The 15,249-nt window shown below is 71.0% G+C and carries 15 protein-coding genes and 2 tRNA genes; 10 read left to right on the plus strand and 7 right to left on the minus strand.

What is annotated here, in order from left to right:
* Window positions 1–7: 7 nt before the first annotated feature.
* The 7 genes from IE274_RS36410 to IE274_RS36440 all read right to left on the minus strand — a co-directional run bounded on the left by IE274_RS36410 (window position 8) and on the right by IE274_RS36440 (window position 4,608).
* A complete protein-coding gene (locus IE274_RS36410) occupies window positions 8–619 on the minus strand; it encodes a response regulator transcription factor (protein WP_190120228.1) in 612 nt (203 codons plus the stop codon).
* The gene (locus IE274_RS36415) at window positions 616–1,893 is read right to left on the minus strand and encodes a sensor histidine kinase (RefSeq protein ID WP_190120229.1); all 1,278 of its coding nucleotides are present in this window, start codon (window positions 1,891–1,893) and stop codon (window positions 616–618) included. Before IE274_RS36415 ends, IE274_RS36410 begins: the two co-directional genes overlap by 4 nt.
* A gap of 56 nt (window positions 1,894–1,949) precedes the next feature.
* Window positions 1,950–2,777 (minus strand): ABC transporter permease, encoded by an 828-nt coding sequence (locus IE274_RS36420; protein WP_190120230.1) that lies wholly within the window; start codon window positions 2,775–2,777, stop codon window positions 1,950–1,952.
* Window positions 2,774–3,772: an ABC transporter ATP-binding protein gene (locus IE274_RS36425; RefSeq protein ID WP_190120231.1), complete on the minus strand. Its 999-nt coding sequence runs from the start codon at window positions 3,770–3,772 to the stop codon at window positions 2,774–2,776. The genes IE274_RS36420 and IE274_RS36425 overlap by 4 nt, the downstream gene beginning before the upstream one ends.
* 147 nt (window positions 3,773–3,919) lie before the next feature.
* A tRNA-Gly gene (locus IE274_RS36430) sits at window positions 3,920–3,995 on the minus strand.
* A gap of 79 nt (window positions 3,996–4,074) precedes the next feature.
* Window positions 4,075–4,146: transfer RNA gene (locus tag IE274_RS36435), tRNA-Gly, on the minus strand.
* A 144-nt stretch (window positions 4,147–4,290) separates the two neighbouring features.
* A complete protein-coding gene (locus tag IE274_RS36440; protein ID WP_190120232.1) occupies window positions 4,291–4,608 on the minus strand; it encodes a histone-like nucleoid-structuring protein Lsr2 in 318 nt (105 codons plus the stop codon).
* Window positions 4,609–5,063: 455 nt separating this feature from the next.
* On the opposite strand from IE274_RS36440, the gene purS reads away from it, so the two are divergent.
* The 10 genes from purS (at window position 5,064) to purM (ending at window position 15,239) form a co-directional block, all read left to right on the plus strand.
* Entirely contained in the window at window positions 5,064–5,327 is a 264-nt protein-coding gene (gene purS / locus IE274_RS36445) for a phosphoribosylformylglycinamidine synthase subunit PurS (protein WP_030362773.1), read from the plus strand.
* Window positions 5,324–6,007 (plus strand): phosphoribosylformylglycinamidine synthase subunit PurQ, encoded by a 684-nt coding sequence (gene purQ, locus IE274_RS36450; protein WP_190120233.1) that lies wholly within the window; start codon window positions 5,324–5,326, stop codon window positions 6,005–6,007. The genes purS and purQ overlap by 4 nt, the downstream gene beginning before the upstream one ends.
* On the plus strand, window positions 6,004–8,253 hold the full coding sequence (gene purL / locus IE274_RS36455; RefSeq protein ID WP_190120234.1) for a phosphoribosylformylglycinamidine synthase subunit PurL: 2,250 nt from the start codon (window positions 6,004–6,006) through the stop codon (window positions 8,251–8,253). The genes purQ and purL overlap by 4 nt, the downstream gene beginning before the upstream one ends.
* Before the next feature lie 109 nt (window positions 8,254–8,362).
* A complete protein-coding gene (locus IE274_RS36460; protein WP_190120235.1) occupies window positions 8,363–8,869 on the plus strand; it encodes an ArsR/SmtB family transcription factor in 507 nt (168 codons plus the stop codon).
* A gap of 60 nt (window positions 8,870–8,929) precedes the next feature.
* A complete protein-coding gene (locus tag IE274_RS36465; RefSeq protein ID WP_190120236.1) occupies window positions 8,930–9,805 on the plus strand; it encodes a M23 family metallopeptidase in 876 nt (291 codons plus the stop codon).
* 48 nt (window positions 9,806–9,853) lie between these two features.
* Window positions 9,854–10,543: a TetR/AcrR family transcriptional regulator gene (locus IE274_RS36470; protein WP_190120237.1), complete on the plus strand. Its 690-nt coding sequence runs from the start codon at window positions 9,854–9,856 to the stop codon at window positions 10,541–10,543.
* Between the two features lie 9 nt (window positions 10,544–10,552).
* Complete coding sequence (locus IE274_RS36475; protein WP_190120238.1) at window positions 10,553–11,350, plus strand: maleylpyruvate isomerase family mycothiol-dependent enzyme; 798 nt, start codon at window positions 10,553–10,555, stop codon at window positions 11,348–11,350.
* Between the two features lie 114 nt (window positions 11,351–11,464).
* Window positions 11,465–12,286: an META domain-containing protein gene (locus IE274_RS36480; protein WP_229910046.1), complete on the plus strand. Its 822-nt coding sequence runs from the start codon at window positions 11,465–11,467 to the stop codon at window positions 12,284–12,286.
* A 290-nt stretch (window positions 12,287–12,576) separates the two neighbouring features.
* Window positions 12,577–14,103, plus strand: coding sequence for an amidophosphoribosyltransferase (gene purF, locus IE274_RS36485; RefSeq protein ID WP_190120240.1), 1,527 nt, complete (start codon window positions 12,577–12,579; stop codon window positions 14,101–14,103).
* A 35-nt stretch (window positions 14,104–14,138) separates the two neighbouring features.
* Complete coding sequence (gene purM, locus IE274_RS36490) at window positions 14,139–15,239, plus strand: phosphoribosylformylglycinamidine cyclo-ligase (RefSeq protein WP_190120241.1); 1,101 nt, start codon at window positions 14,139–14,141, stop codon at window positions 15,237–15,239.
* Window positions 15,240–15,249: the final 10 nt, after the last annotated feature.

Genomic DNA, 15,249 nt, shown 5'->3' on the forward strand with positions numbered 1-15,249 from the left:
AGAGCCACTATACCCAACCTCGCTCCCGCGCGAGCCGCACCGCCGCATGCCGGTTCTCCGCACCGATCTTGGTGACCGCCGAGGAGAGGTAGTTGCGGACCGTCCCCTGGGAGAGCGCGGCGCGCTCCGCGATCTCCGACACGGGTGCGCCGTCGGCGGCGAGTTCGAGCACCTCGGCCTCGCGGGCGGTCAGCGGGGAGTCCCCGGCGGAGATCGCGTCGGCGGCCAACTCCTGGTCCACGTAGCGGTTTCCGGCGTGGACGGAACGGATGATCTCCGCGAGGCGCTGCGCGCTGACCGTCTTCGGGACAAACCCCCGCACACCCGCTTCGAGTGCCCGCTTGAGGTGTCCGGGCCGGCCGTGACTGGTGACGATCATGGTGCGGCAGGCGGGGAGTTCGTCCCGCAGGAGTGTGGCGACACTCACACCGTCGGCGCCCGGCATCTGCAGATCGAGCACGGCGACGTCCGGCCGGTGGGCCCGCGCCATGGCCAGCGCCTCGGGTCCGGACGCGGCCTGGGCGACGACGGCCAGGTCGTCCTCCAGGGCGAGCAGGGCGGCGAGCGCGCCGCGGATCAGGTGCTCGTCGTCGGCGAGCAGCACGCGTACGGCGGTCATGAGGCCTTGGTCTCCGGGGTGCGGGGGACGGCGTCTGTCGGGGCCGATGTCCGGTCCGGGCGGCCGGTCTCCGGCAGCGGCACCAGCGCCGTGAGCCGGAAGCGCCCCTGTGCCGAGGTGTGCTCCAGCGTGCCGCCCACGGTGGCGAGCCGTTCCCTGAGGCCCCTGAGCCCGGACCCGCCGCTGCCGACGGGAGCCTCGGGCGCCCCGTCGTTCTCGATGGTCAACTCCGTACGTCCTTCCGTCACCGAAACCGTGATGGCGCAGGTCTCCGCGTCCCCGTGCCGCAGCACGTTGGTCGTGCCCTCGCGCACGACCCACCCGAGCGCCGCCTGCACGGCCGGGGGCAGGCGGCGCTCGGACGGGTCGTTCGCCCCCGTCACCCGGCAGCGGATCCCGGCGGCCTCCAGGACGCCCTGCGCGCCCGCGAGTTCGGCGCCCAGCTCGGCCTCGCGGTAGCCGCGGACGACGTCCCGTATCTCCCGCTGGGTCTCCTGCGCGATCCGCTGCACCTCGACCATCTGGTCCACCGCCTCGGGCCGGCCGCGGCGGGCGAGCTGCACGGCGAGCTCGCTCTTGAGGGCGATGACGGCGAGGTTGCGGCCCATGACGTCGTGCAGGTCGCGGCCGAAGCGCAGGCGTTCCTCGGCGACGGCGAGCCTGCTCTCGGTCTCGCGGGCCCGCTCGGCCTCCCACATCACGGACAGCGTCCAGGCCCCGCAGCGCGAGGTCAGCAGCGAGAGCATGCCGCCCGCGGCGACGAGCGCGCCGACGCCGACCAGCTCGCCGCCGCGCGCGCCGACGGCGGCGAAGGCGGCCACGAGGACCACGACGAGCACGGCGAGGTGGCGGAAGAAGTTCCGGATGGACAGGGCGAAGCCGAGCGCCTCCGCGTACGGGGTGATCAGGAAGAGCACGCCGAGGACGAGCACGCCGTCCTCGATGCCGTCGACGCGCCGCAGGGCGAGGGCGAGGCCGAAGCCGAGGAGGCAGAGGCAGAGCATCAGGGCCAGGTCGCGGCGCGGGAACTCGGCGTGGCCCAGGTAGTGGTCGAGGGCGCGGCGCAGCGAGCGGTTGATCTGTACGCACTGGAGCGCGGCCACCGCGATCATCGACCAGCCCAGGACCTGCGCCGCGGGCTCGTGCCGCAGGCCCAGGCCCACCGGCAGCGCGCACCAGCTGAGGAAGAAGATCCAGGGCACGGTGTGCCACATGACCACGCTCTGGAGCTGGACCTGTTCGATCTTCCTCAGGTCGCGCCAGCGTCGCTGCATCCGCCGAATCCGGCCCACCGCTCCCTGTCCTTTCGCCCCGCCCGGCTTTCCCCCGGCTAGCGCCGCGGCTCCCAGCGGAACCACCTTCGTACAGCAAACACGCCGACTCCGATCCAGGCCACCGCGATCACGACGGCGCCGAGCGCGTCGGACGCGGACATGTCGCCGGTCCAGCCGCCGCGGATCAGCTCGATCGTCGGGGTGAGGGGCAGCAGTTCGCAGACGGCGGCGAGCTTGTCCGGCATGACTTCGAGGGGCACGAGTGTGCCGGAGCCGATGAACGAGACGAGCAGCAGCGGCATGGCCGCGACCTGGGCGCTCTCCACGCTGCGGCTGAAGGTCGCCGTGACCGCGGCGAGCACGGGCCAGAGCGCGAAGGCGAGGAGCAGGCCCAGGACGGCGTGGAGGGGCGCGTCGGGCGCGCCCACGTCGAGCAGCGCCACGCAGGCGCCGGTCAGGATCAGGCACTGCGCGAACCCGACGGCCACGGACGGCACGGCGGAGCCCGCGAGGATCTCGATGTCCCGCACCTCACCGGTGCGCAGCCGCTTCAGTACGAGTTCCTCGCGCCGGGCCGCGTAGACGCTGACCAGGGCCGAGTACACCGCGAAGAGCAGGGAGAAGCCGATCGCGGACGGCAGCACGACCGAGCCGATCGACAGGCCGGTGCCGTCCAGGTCCATCCCGTCGGCGGCCTGGCGCACGCTGAACGGCATCACGAGCGGCACGAACATCGCCGCGAACATCGTGCCCTTGCTGCGGCCGAGCAGCGTCAGCTCGGCGCGGGCGAGGGACCGCAGGCGTCCGGCGGCGGTGGTGCGGGTCGCGGCCCTGCCGGGCCGGGAGACCGTTGCCGCGGTCGTGCTCGGGGTCGTGGAGCTCATGCCACCTTCTCCTCGTCGTACGTGTTCCGGCCGGGCCGGGCAGCGGTCGCGCCGGAGCCCGGCCGTTCCTCGTGGCCCCGCGTCGCCTCCTGGGCGATGCGCAGGAAGGCCTCCTCCAGGGACGCGGCCCGGACGTCGAGTCCGCGCAGTTCGACGCCGGTCTCCCGGGCCCAGACGAGCAGCCCGGTGGCGGCGTGCTGGAGCGCGTCGGTGCGCAGCCGTACGGTGCGGCCGCGCAGTTCGTGTCCGGTGACGCCGAGCGCGGGGAGCGGCGGCAGGTCGCCGAGGTGGTAGCCGTCGGGCAGGTCGAAGGAGATGTGGGAGGGCTGGGAGGCGACGACGTCGGTGACGGTGCCCGCGGCGGCGATGCGGCCCTCGTGCAGGATCGCGAGGCGGTCGGCGAGGTTCTCGGCCTCTTCCAGGTAGTGCGTGGTGAGCAGCACGGTGGTGCCCCGGTCGCGCAGGCCGCGTACCAAGTCCCAGGTCTCGCGGCGGCCTTCGGCGTCGAGTCCGGTCGTGGGCTCGTCGAGGAACAGGACCTCGGGGTCGCCGAGGAGCGCCATCGCGAGGTCGAGGCGGCGCTTCTCGCCGCCGGAGAGCTGTTTCACGCGGACGCCGCCGCGGGCGGCGAGCCCGACGGCTTCGAGGGTCTCGCCGACGGGGCGGGCCCCGCTGGTGCACCCGGCCCACATGCGCGCGGTCTCGTGGACGGTCAGCTCGGAGGGGAAGCCGCCTTCCTGGAGCATCACGCCGATCCGGGGCCGGACCGCGTCGCGCTCGCGGTACGGGTCGTGCCCGAGCACCCGCACGGTGCCGGCGGCGGGTTCGGCGAGGCCTTCGAGGATTTCGACGGTGGAGGTCTTGCCCGCGCCGTTGGTGCCGAGCAGAGCGAACAGCTCGCCGCGACCGGCGGTGAACGAGATCCCCCGGACCGCTTCGAAGCCTCCCGTGTAGCGGCGCCGCAGGTCCGTCACTTCGATCACTTGGTCTGTCATGAATCAAGGCTCGCCCGCGGTCGAAGGCGCAGGCAGTGCGCGTTGTCATCGACTCGCATGACAAATGTCAGACGCGCGGGCCGCCGCCTTCGGGGCGTACCGGAACACGACGAAGGCCCGGTGTCTGGGACACCGGGCCTTCGTGACTGGAGCGAACGACGAGGTTCGAACTCGCGACCTCAACCTTGGCAAGGTTGCGCTCTACCAACTGAGCTACGTTCGCATTGCCTCCGACCAGCTCTCACTGATCGGCGCGAGCACCAGCTTACCGCACCCGAATGGGTGGTCGGTGAGCGGTGCGGAGCGGGTGACAGGAATTGCACACTGCGCCTTCCCCCTGGAAGGGGGATGTTCTACTACTGAACTACACCCGCACGACTCCTCGGGGTTCGGCCTTTTCGGCCTTGCCCTTCGGCGTGCTCCAGACTCTAGCTGACCAGCGGGGGTGCTGCGCAAGTCGGTTGCGCGAGCACCCCCGTCCCGGGGTTCCCGCGGGCCCCCGGGGCCACCGCCCGGAGTCAGTTGGCGGCCTCGAACGCCTCGTACACCTTCTTCGGGATCCGGCCGCGCGGCGGTACGTCCAGGCGGTGCGAGCGGGCCCAGGCGCGTACGGCCGCCGGGTCGGGGGTCACCGCGGTGTGCCGGTAGACCTTGCCGGACTTCGACTGCTTGCGGGCCGCCTGGAGGTAGGGGCCGAGGACCTTGCGGAGTTTCTCGGCATTGGTTTGGTTGAGGTCGATCTCGTACGACTTCCCGTCCAGACCGAAGGCGATCGTTTCCGCCGCTTCTGAGCCGTCGATGTCGTCAAAGAGAGTGACCACGACACGCTGCGCCACGAATATCGGTCCTTTCGTGCGGCGCCACCGCATTGACGTGCAACGATGTGCGGTGATGCCGACTGTCCGGCAGTTTTGGGACAAAGTATCGGCTATTGCCAATTCCTTTGTACAGTGCCTGGCATTGAATAGTGAAGCCATGGAAAACCAACCGCGTGTTCCGGCGGCGTGTCCGGGAGAATGCGGGCAGGCCGGGCGCTTCCCCTGCAGGGTGGGTGCGGTGGGGTGGCGGGCGCAATGGCGAACTGTGATCTTTTCCAGGATTTTTCGCGCACGTGTCCTGGTCGACGCCGTGCCGAACCCTTCGAAGTGACTGCGGTCACGTATGTTGCTACGAATCTACGCGGGTAGAAATTTTGTACGGGTAGTCTGAAGGAACCTGCTCGGCGGCCCGCTCGGCGCCAGGTGAGCAGTCCGCAAGCAGCACACGCAAGCACCACACACCGGGAGTGCCAGTGGCACGCGTCGTAGTCGACGTCATGCTCAAGCCGGAGATCCTCGACCCCCAGGGACAGGCGGTGCAGCGTGCACTGCCGCGCCTCGGATTCCAGGGCATCTCCGACGTACGTCAGGGAAAGCGCTTCGAACTCGAGGTGGACGGGCCCGTCGACGACGCCGCCCTCGCCCGTATCCACGAGATGGCGGAAACCTTCCTCGCCAACACCGTGATCGAGGACTTCGTCGTAAAGGTCGAAGAGCCGGCGGTGGAGGCGAAGTGACCGCTCGAATCGGAGTCGTCACTTTTCCGGGAACGCTCGACGACCGGGACACGCAGCGCGCCGTCCGCGTCGCCGGTGCCGAGGCCGTGCCGCTGTGGCACCGCGACAAGGACCTGAAGCAGGTCGACGCCGTGGTCCTGCCGGGCGGTTTCTCCTACGGCGACTATCTGCGCGCCGGTGCCATCTCGCGTTTCTCGCCGGTGATGGAGTCGGTCATCGAGCAGGCGAAGGCCGGAATGCCGGTCCTCGGGATCTGCAACGGCTTCCAGGTCCTCACCGAGACCCACCTGCTGCCCGGCGCGATGCTGCGGAACAACCACCTGCACTTCATCTGCCGCGACCAGAAGCTGCGCGTGGAGACCAACTCGACTGCCTGGACGGCCGATTACGAGACCGGCCAGGAGATCTCGATCCCGCTGAAGAACATCGACGGGCGGTACGTCGCGGACGAGCGCACCCTCGACATGCTGGAGGCGGAGGGCCGCGTCGCCTTCCGCTACCTGGACATGAACCCGAACGGCTCGCTGCGCGACATCGCGGGCATCACGAACGCGGCGGGGAACGTGGTCGGCCTGATGCCGCACCCCGAGCACGCCGTGGAGCCGCTGGTCGGGACGGGCCGCACGGACGGCCTGGGCTTCTTCACCTCGATCCTGAAGAACCTGGTGGGTGCACGATGACCCTGGACACCGTCAAGCACGCCGAGCAGACCGCCGGGGCCGAGCAGCCCTGGAAGGAACTCGGCCTGAAGGAAGACGAGTACGCGCGCATCCGGGAGATCCTCGGCCGCCGCCCGACCGGCGCCGAGCTCGCCATGTACTCCGTCATGTGGTCCGAGCACTGCTCGTACAAGAGCAGCAAGGTGCACCTGAAGCAGTTCGGCGAGAAGGTCCCCGAGAACGACGCCATGCTCGTCGGGATCGGGGAGAACGCGGGCGTCGTCGACGTCGGCCAGGGCTACGCGGTCACCTTCAAGGTCGAGTCGCACAACCACCCCTCGTACATCGAGCCCTACCAGGGCGCGGCCACCGGCGTCGGCGGCATCGTGCGCGACATCCTCGCGATGGGCGCGCGCCCGGTCGCCGTCGTGGACCCGCTGCGCTTCGGCGCCGCCGACCACCCCGACACCAAGCGGGTGCTGCCCGGCGTGGTCGCGGGCATCGGCGGCTACGGCAACTGCCTGGGCCTGCCCAACATCGGCGGCGAGGTCGTCTTCGACTCCTGCTACCAGGGCAACCCGCTGGTCAACGCGGGCTGCATCGGCGTCATGAAGCACGAGGACATCCACCTCGCGAAGGCGTCCGGCACCGGCAACAAGGTCATCCTGTACGGCGCCCGCACGGGCGGCGACGGCATCGGCGGCGTGTCCGTCCTGGCGTCGGAGACCTTCGAGTCGACCGGTCCGGCCAAGCGTCCCGCCGTCCAGGTCGGCGACCCCTTCCAGGAGAAGCTCCTCATCGAGTGCACCCTGGAGATCTTCGGCGAGAAGCTGGTCGCGGGCATCCAGGACCTCGGCGGCGCCGGGCTGTCCTGCGCCACCAGCGAGCTGGCGTCGGCCGGTTCGGGCGGCATGCGCGTGGACCTGGACACGGTCCCGCTGCGCGATTCCTCGCTCTCGCCCGAGGAGATCCTCATGAGCGAGTCGCAGGAACGCATGTGCGCGGTCGTCGAGCCGGGCAAGGTCGACCGCTTCATGGAGATCTGCGAGAAGTGGGACGTCATCGCCACCGTCATCGGTGAGGTGACGGAGGGCGAGCGCCTGGAGATCTTCTGGCACGGCGAGCAGATCGTCGACGTGCCGCCGCGCACGGTCGCCCACGAGGGCCCCGTCTACCACCGGCCGTACGCCCGCCCGTCCTGGCAGGACGCCCTCCAGGCGGACGACGCGAACAAGCTGGCGCGCCCGGCGAACTCCGCGGAGCTGCGCGAGCAGGTCCTCAAGCTGGTCGCGTCCCCGAACCAGGCCTCCAAGTCCTGGATCACGGACCAGTACGACCGCTTCGTCCAGGGCAACACGATCCTCGCGCAGCCCGAGGACGCGGGCATGGTCCGCGTCGACGAGGAGTCCAACCTGGGCGTCGCGATGGCGACGGACGGCAACGGCCGGTACGCGAAGCTCGACCCGTACGCGGGCGCGCAGCTCGCGCTCGCCGAGTCGTACCGCAACGTCGCCGCCTCCGGCGCCAAGCCGCTCGCCATCTCCAACTGCCTGAACTTCGGCTCCCCCGAGGACCCGGACGTGATGTGGCAGTTCGCAGAGGCCACCCGCGGTCTCGCCGACGGCTGCCTGCAGTTGGGCACCCCGGTCACCGGCGGCAACGTCTCCCTCTACAACCAGACCGGCGAGACGGCGATCCACCCGACGCCCGTCGTGGCCGTGCTCGGCGTCATCGACGACGTCACGCGCCGCACGCCGATCGCCTTCAAGGAAGAGGGCCAGCTCCTCTACCTGCTCGGCGAGACCCACGAGGAGTTCGGCGGCTCGGCCTGGTCGCAGGTCGTGCACGACCACCTCGGCGGCCTGCCGCCCAAGGTCGACCTGGAGCGGGAGCGGCTGCTCGGCGAGATCCTGATCTCCGCGTCCCGCGACGGCATGGTCGACGCCGCGCACGACCTCTCCGACGGCGGCCTGATCCAGGCGGTCGTGGAGTCCTGCCTGCGCGGCGGGGTCGGCGCGCGGCTGGTCGTGCCGGACGGGCTCGACGCGTTCACGTTCCTGCTCAGCGAGTCCGCGGGGCGTGCCGTGGTGTCCGTGCCGCGCAGCGAGGAGCTGCGGTTCACCGACATGTGCGGGGCGCGGGGTCTGCCCGTCACGCGCATCGGTGTGGTCGACGGTGACACCGTCGACGTGCAGGGCGAGTTCGCGCTGTCGCTGAGCGAGCTGCGCACGGCGCACGAGGAGACGGTGCCGGGGCTCTTCGCCTGACCCGTTCCTCCCTGACGTCCCGCTGAAGCCCCCGTTCGGACCTGGTCCGGGCGGGGGCTTCGGCGTTTTCAGGGTTGCACGTAATTACGTAGTTACGTAATCTCGGATCATGGATCTGGAGGAGCGCGTCGCCGAGCTCGAACGGCGCCTGGCGGCCCTGGAGAGCGCGGGCCCGCCCGCGCCTCCCGTCGGCGAGGGGGACTTCTGGGCGCTCGACGCGCTGAAGGCGCGGTATCCGGTGACCGACGACGCGGACGGCGCCGTCCTGTTCACCGGGGCGGTGCGGGTGCCGACGGGGCATCGGTACGAGTGGCAGTACGGCCTGCTCACCGAGACGGTGTTCGAGGGCGACTGGTCCGAGGCGGCCGAGTCGTTCGCCGCGCTCGGCCATCCCGTGCGGCTGCGGCTGCTGCGGGAGATCGTCGGCGGCAGGCGCACCGCCGCCGACCTCGCCGCCCTCGACGACATCGGCACGACCGGCCAGATCTACCACCACCTGCGCCAACTGACCGGCGCGGGCTGGCTGCACACCACCGAACGCGGCCGCTACGAGGTCCCGGCGGGGCGGGTGGTGCCGCTGCTCGTGGTGCTCACCGCCGCGCGTCCCGTGACCTGACCGCTTTCTGTCTGACCGATTCCTGTACGAACCTGACCGCTTTCTGTGCGAGGGGGACTCGTGTCCGTACGTCAACGCAAGCTCGCCGCGCTGGTCAAGCGCCTGCTGTGGCTGCTCTTCTTCGCCCAGGTGGTCGCCGGGACCTTCGTGGACCTGCCGTACAACTACTGGGTGGGCTGGCTGCCCGCGCTCGGCGCGATCGCCATCAGCGTGGTGACCTACCGCTCCGCCAGGCGGCGGATCGCGGCGGAGCCCCCGGCCCCGGTCGAGGTCGAGGCCCCGGTCACCGGCCGCTGGTCCGCGCTCAACAGCCCGGCCGACAAGGTGCCGAGCCACGGCACGCACGGCCTCGGCCAGACGTACGCCATCGACATCACGGCCGAGCCGCAGGACCCGGCGCGGGCCCGCCCCGCCCCTGTCTGGTTCTGGCCCGTCGCCCGGCGCGGTCGGGCCTACCCCGCCTTCGGGGCGCCGCTCCTCGCGGTGGCCGACGCGACCGTCGTGCACGCCGAGGACGGCCAGCGCGACCACCTCAGCCGCAGCTCCCTCGCGGGGGTGCTGTACTTCTGGCTGGTCGAGGGCATCGGCAGGTCCCTGGGCGGCGCCCGCCGGATCGTCGGCAACCACATCGTCCTCGACCTCGGTGAGGGGACGTACGCCCTGTACGCGCACGTCCAGCAGGGCTCGCTCGCGGTCCGGGCGGGGGACGAGGTCGTCGCCGGGCAGCGGCTCGGCGGCTGCGGGAACTCGGGCAACTCCACCGAGCCGCATGTGCACTTCCAGCTGATGGACGGGCCGGACCTGGACACGGCCAGGGGGGTGCCCTTCCGGTGGCGGGGGGTCGGGGTGCCCGCCAACCGGGAGGTGTTCACGGTCGGGGGCGGCGAGCGGGTCGCCGACCCCGCTGGTCAGCCCGTCGGCGAAAAAGTGCACTAAGTCAATATTTAAGCCGGGATAAAAATTCATCCTGGTATAGTCCGCCGCATGGCCGCACGAGAAGCCGCACCCGCTGACCAGCCCGGGGCCCGGGCGCCGGGCCCCCGCGCGCCGGGCCTGCGGGAGCGCAAGAAGCAGCAGACCGCCGCGCGGATCTGGCAAGCCGCCGTGGAGCTGTTCGCCGAGCGCGGCTTCGACAAGGTCTCCGTCGCCGAGATAGCGGCCGCCGCCGACGTCTCGAAGATGACCGTCTTCAACTACTTCGGTACGAAGGAGGACGTGCTCCTCGGCCCCATGGAGGAGCACGTCGCCGACGCCGCCGACGCCGTGCGCGCCCGCGCCCCGGGCGAGTCCGCCGCCGAGGCCCTGCGCCGCCAGCTGCTCGACCAGATCGAGGCCAGGGACCCGTCCGTCGGCCTGAGCGACAGCGCCCGCACGCTCCAGGTCCTGCGCCTGATCACCGAGACCCCCGTCCTGCTGCACCGCGCGCACGCCTTCCACCTGCGCCGCCAGCAGCTCCTCGCCGCCGTCCTCGCCGAGGAGACCGGCGACGCGGTCCTCGCGGAGGTCGCCGCGGCCCAACTCATCGGCGTGCGCAACGCCGTGTTCGCCGAGGTGCACCGCCGCCGCATGGCCGACGCGCCCCTCGACCAGGTCGCCGCCGACGCCGCGCGGCTCGCCCGGGACGCCTTCGGCCTGGTGGAGAAGGGCCTCAGCGGGTACGCGGTCAAGGCTTAGGCTCCCCCCATGCCACCGGCCAAGAAGCGCACCCGCAACTACGACCCGACCAAGATCCGCGCCGCCGTGCTCGCCCAGTTCACCACGGTGCGCGCGGCCGTCGCGGGCCTGACCCCGGAGCAACTGGCCGCGCCCACCCGGCTCGGCGACTGGACCGTGCGCGAACTGGCCGCCCACCTCACGATGGTGCTCGGCTCCGTCGCCCGCTATCTGGACGCGCCCGAGCCGGACAAGATCGAAGTGCCGCTCCAGGACTGGCCGTTCCGGATGTCGTCGGCGGCGGGCCGGGGCGACGAGGACGTGCACGCCATCGTCGACGCGGGCACCGGTCTTGACGGACTGTTCGCGCACGCCCTCGACCGGCTCGCGGAGACCCTCCCCGGCGCCGCCGACACCCGCCTCGTGCCGTCCCGGTTCGGCGGCATGACCCTGGCCGACTTCATGGTCACCCGCACCGTCGAACTGGTCGTCCACACCGACGACTTGAACGACGCCCTGCCCGGTCTCGACGTCCCGTACGACCGCCAGGCCCTCGCCGCCTGCACCCGGCTGCTCGCCGACGCGCTCGCCACGAAGGCGCCCGGCGGCTCGGTGGAGGTCCGTGTTCCGCCGTACGCCGTGGTCCAGTGCGTCCAGGGCCCCCGGCACACCCGCGGCACCCCGCCGAACGTCGTCGAGACCGACCCGCTGACCTGGATCAGGCTGGCCACGGGCCGGACGACCTGGGCGGCGGCCCGGGCGGCGGCGCAGGTCAGCGCGAGCGGTGAACGGGCGGACCTGGGCGGGCTGCTGCCGATCATGTCGTGACCGGTGGGGCGCGTGTGCCGTGACCACCGGCGGGACCCGGGCGTCGTGCGCCGGTGCGCGCGAAGGGAACCGGACCCGGAGCCGCCCCGTCACAATGACATGTACAAGCAGCGTGTGACCCAGACCCTCACCGTCCTCGCCGCCGCCGGGCTGCTCGCGGCCTGCGGCTCTGAGTCCGGCTCCGGCGACGGCGGCTCCGACAAGGCAGGCGCGGGCAACGCCGGTTCCGGCAAGGGCGGCTCGGCATCGTCCCTCACCGGTGTCCGCTGGAACGTCGACAGCCTCACGGTCGACGGCAAGAAGAAGTCGGCCCCGAACGGCGCCTATGTGAAGTTCGGCGGCAAGGGCTCCGCCGGCGGCAACTTCGGCTGCAACGGCTACGGCGCCAAGGTGTCCGTCAAGGGCGACACCGTCGACTTCGAGCCCGGCCCGCACACCGAGATCGCCTGCGACGCGCTCGACTTCGAGAAGAGCCTGGCCCGCGCCATGGACGGCAAGCTCAAGGCCGACGTGGACGACGAACGCCTGACGCTCACCACGGCCGGGGGCGACCGCATCGCGCTCAGCGCCGAGGCCGGGGCGCCGCTGAAGGGCACCGAGTGGACGGTGACCTCCGTCGGGACCGGATCCACGTCGACGTCCCTGCCCAAGGCCCTGAACGACAAGATCAAGCTGACCTTCACCAAGGACGGCAAGGTCCGCGGCAACCTCGGCTGCAACGACGTCTCCGCCGCCGCGACCGCCGCCGACGGCAAGATCGCCCTCGGCCAGCCGCGCGCCACCCGCAAGATGTGCCCCGGCGACGTCATGCCCACCGAACGCGCCCTCATGAAGCTCTTCGGCGGCAAGGCCGGGTACGAACTGGACCACCGCACCCTCACCCTGACCGCCCCCGACGGCAAGACGACGGCAAAGGCCCAGGCCCCGGCGGCCTGACCGGGCGGGACGGCCGCGCAGCCGCCGATGCCCCCGGCAAACGGGATGATTCGGGCTCGTAGGAAGACACGAAGCGCCTCTGGACGCGGCGCGGCGAAGAAGAGCGGGAAGGGGGAACTCAGGCCGCGCGCGGACAGAGGGCGCTTGCTGTGCGGAGCAGATCGAGGCCTTCGTAGGATCGCAGCAAGGGCCGCTTTGCGCGGGGTCCGCGACAGGAGCGCGCTTACGTTCCGTACCGGCTCCGTATCCCCAATTCGGACCAGTGGTCGATCTCGCCTACACTCGGTGGCGTGCCACGTGGTGACGGTCGACTCAATCACGATCTGCTCCCCGGCGAGAAAGGCCCCCAGGACGCTTGTGGCGTCTTCGGTGTCTGGGCTCCGGGTGAAGAGGTCGCAAAGCTCACGTACTTCGGGCTCTACGCCCTCCAGCATCGGGGCCAGGAATCCGCGGGAATCGCGGTCAGCAACGGCTCCCAGATCCTCGTCTTCAAGGACATGGGACTCGTGTCCCAGGTCTTCGACGAGACCTCGCTCAGTTCTCTCCAGGGACACATCGCGGTCGGTCACGCCCGCTACTCCACCACCGGAGCGTCCGTCTGGGAGAACGCCCAGCCCACCTTCCGCGCCACGGCCCACGGCTCCATCGCCCTCGGCCACAACGGCAACCTCGTCAACACGGCCCAGCTCGCCGAGATGGTCGCCGACCTCCCCAAGCAGGAGGGCCGCACCACCCGGGTGGCGGCCACCAACGACACGGACCTGCTGACCGCCCTGCTCGCCGCGCAGACCGACGCGGACGGCAAGCCGATGACCATAGAGGAAGCCGCCGCCGCGGTGCTTCCCCAGGTCCAGGGCGCCTTCAGCCTCGTCTTCATGGACGAGCACACGCTGTACGCGGCCCGCGACCCGCAGGGCATCCGCCCGCTGGTCCTCGGCCGCCTGGAGCGCGGCTGGGTCGTCGCGTCGGAGAGCGCCGCGCTCGACATCTGCGGCGCCGCCTACGTCCGCGAGATCGAGCCGGGCGAGTTCGTCGCCATCGACGAGAACGGCCTGCGCACCTCCCGATTCGCGGAAGCGAAGCCCAAGGGCTGTGTCTTCGAGTACGTCTATCTGGCGCGCCCCGACACCGACATCGCGGGCCGCAACGTCTATCTCTCGCGCGTCGAGATGGGCCGCAAGCTCGCCAAGGAAGCCCCGGTCGAAGCCGACCTGGTGATAGCGACGCCGGAGTCCGGCACCCCCGCCGCCATCGGCTACGCGGAAGCCTCGGGCATCCCGTTCGGCGCCGGCCTGGTCAAGAACGCCTACGTCGGCCGGACCTTCATCCAGCCCTCGCAGACCATCCGCCAGCTCGGCATCCGGCTCAAGCTGAACCCCCTCAAGGAAGTCATCAAGGGCAAGAAGCTGGTGGTCGTCGACGACTCGATCGTCCGCGGCAACACCCAGCGCGCCCTGGTCAAGATGCTCCGCGAGGCCGGTGCCGCCGAGGTCCACATCCGGATCTCGTCGCCGCCCGTGAAGTGGCCGTGCTTCTTCGGCATCGACTTCGCCACCCGCGCCGAGCTCATCGCCAACGGCATGAGCATCGAGGAGATCGGCACGTCGCTCGGCGCCGACTCGCTCTCCTACATCTCCATCGACGGCATGATCGAGGCCACCACCATCGACAAGCCGAACCTCTGCCGCGCCTGCTTCGACGGCGAGTACCCGATGGACCTGCCCGACCCCGAGCTGCTCGGCAAGCAGCTCCTGGAGACGGAGCTGGCGGCAGGCCCTGCCGCCACGGCCGCGGCCGACGCGATCCGTCGCCCGTAAGCCCACGTAGTAACGACACGAAAGCTCTCACCCACATGTCTGCTGAGTCTTTTGAGGGTGCTCCGCACGCGGGCACTGGTGCCAGCTACGCAGCGGCAGGCGTAGACATCGAGGCGGGCGACCGAGCCGTCGAGCTCATGAAGGAGTGGGTCAAGAAGACCCAGCGCCCCGAGGTCGCGGGCCTCGGTGGCCTCGGCGGCTTCGCCGGGCTCTTCGACGCCTCCGCCCTCAAGCGCTTCGACCGCCCGCTGCTCGCCTCCGCCACGGACGGCGTCGGCACGAAGGTCGACCTCGCGCGCAAGCTCGGCGTGTACGACACGATCGGCCACGACCTCGTCGGCATGGTCGTCGACGACATCGTCGTGTGCGGTGCCGAGCCGCTGTTCATGACCGACTACATCTGCGTCGGCAAGGTCCACCCGGAGCGCGTCGCCGCGATCGTGAAGGGCATCGCCGAGGGCTGTGTCCTCGCGGGCTGCTCCCTCGTCGGCGGCGAGACCGCCGAACACCCGGGCCTGCTCGGCCCGGACGACTTCGACGTGGCGGGCGCGGGCACCGGCGTCGTGGAGGCCGACCGGGTCCTCGGCGCCGATCGCATCCGTAAGGGTGACGCGGTCATCGCCATGGCGTCGTCGGGTCTTCACTCCAACGGGTACTCGCTGGTGCGGCACGTGGTCTTCGACCGCGCCGGGATGTCCCTGGAGCAGGAGGTCGAGGAGTTCGGCCGCACGCTCGGCGAGGAGCTCCTGGAGCCCACGAAGATCTACTCCCTGGACTGTCTGGCGCTGATCCGCACGGCCGAGGTGCACGCCTTCAGCCACGTCACCGGCGGCGGCCTCGCGGCGAACCTCGCCCGGGTCGTCCCCGAGGGCCTGCACGCCACCGTGGACCGCTCCACGTGGACGCCGGGCGCCGTCTTCGACCTGGTCGGCCGCGCCGGCCAGGTGGAGCGCCTGGAGCTGGAGAAGACCCTGAACATGGGCGTCGGCATGATCGCCGTCGTGCCCCAGGAGTCGGCCGACGTGGCCCTCGCGACGCTCGCCGACCGCGGCGTGGACGCCTGGGTCGCGGGCGAGATCACCGACCGGGGCGAGCGCGCGAGCGGCGCCGAACTCACCGGCGACTACGCGAAGTAGCCGCCGCGGG

Source organism: Streptomyces flavofungini, assembly GCF_014650815.1.
GTDB classification, from domain to species: Bacteria; Actinomycetota; Actinomycetes; order Streptomycetales; family Streptomycetaceae; genus Streptomyces; species Streptomyces flavofungini.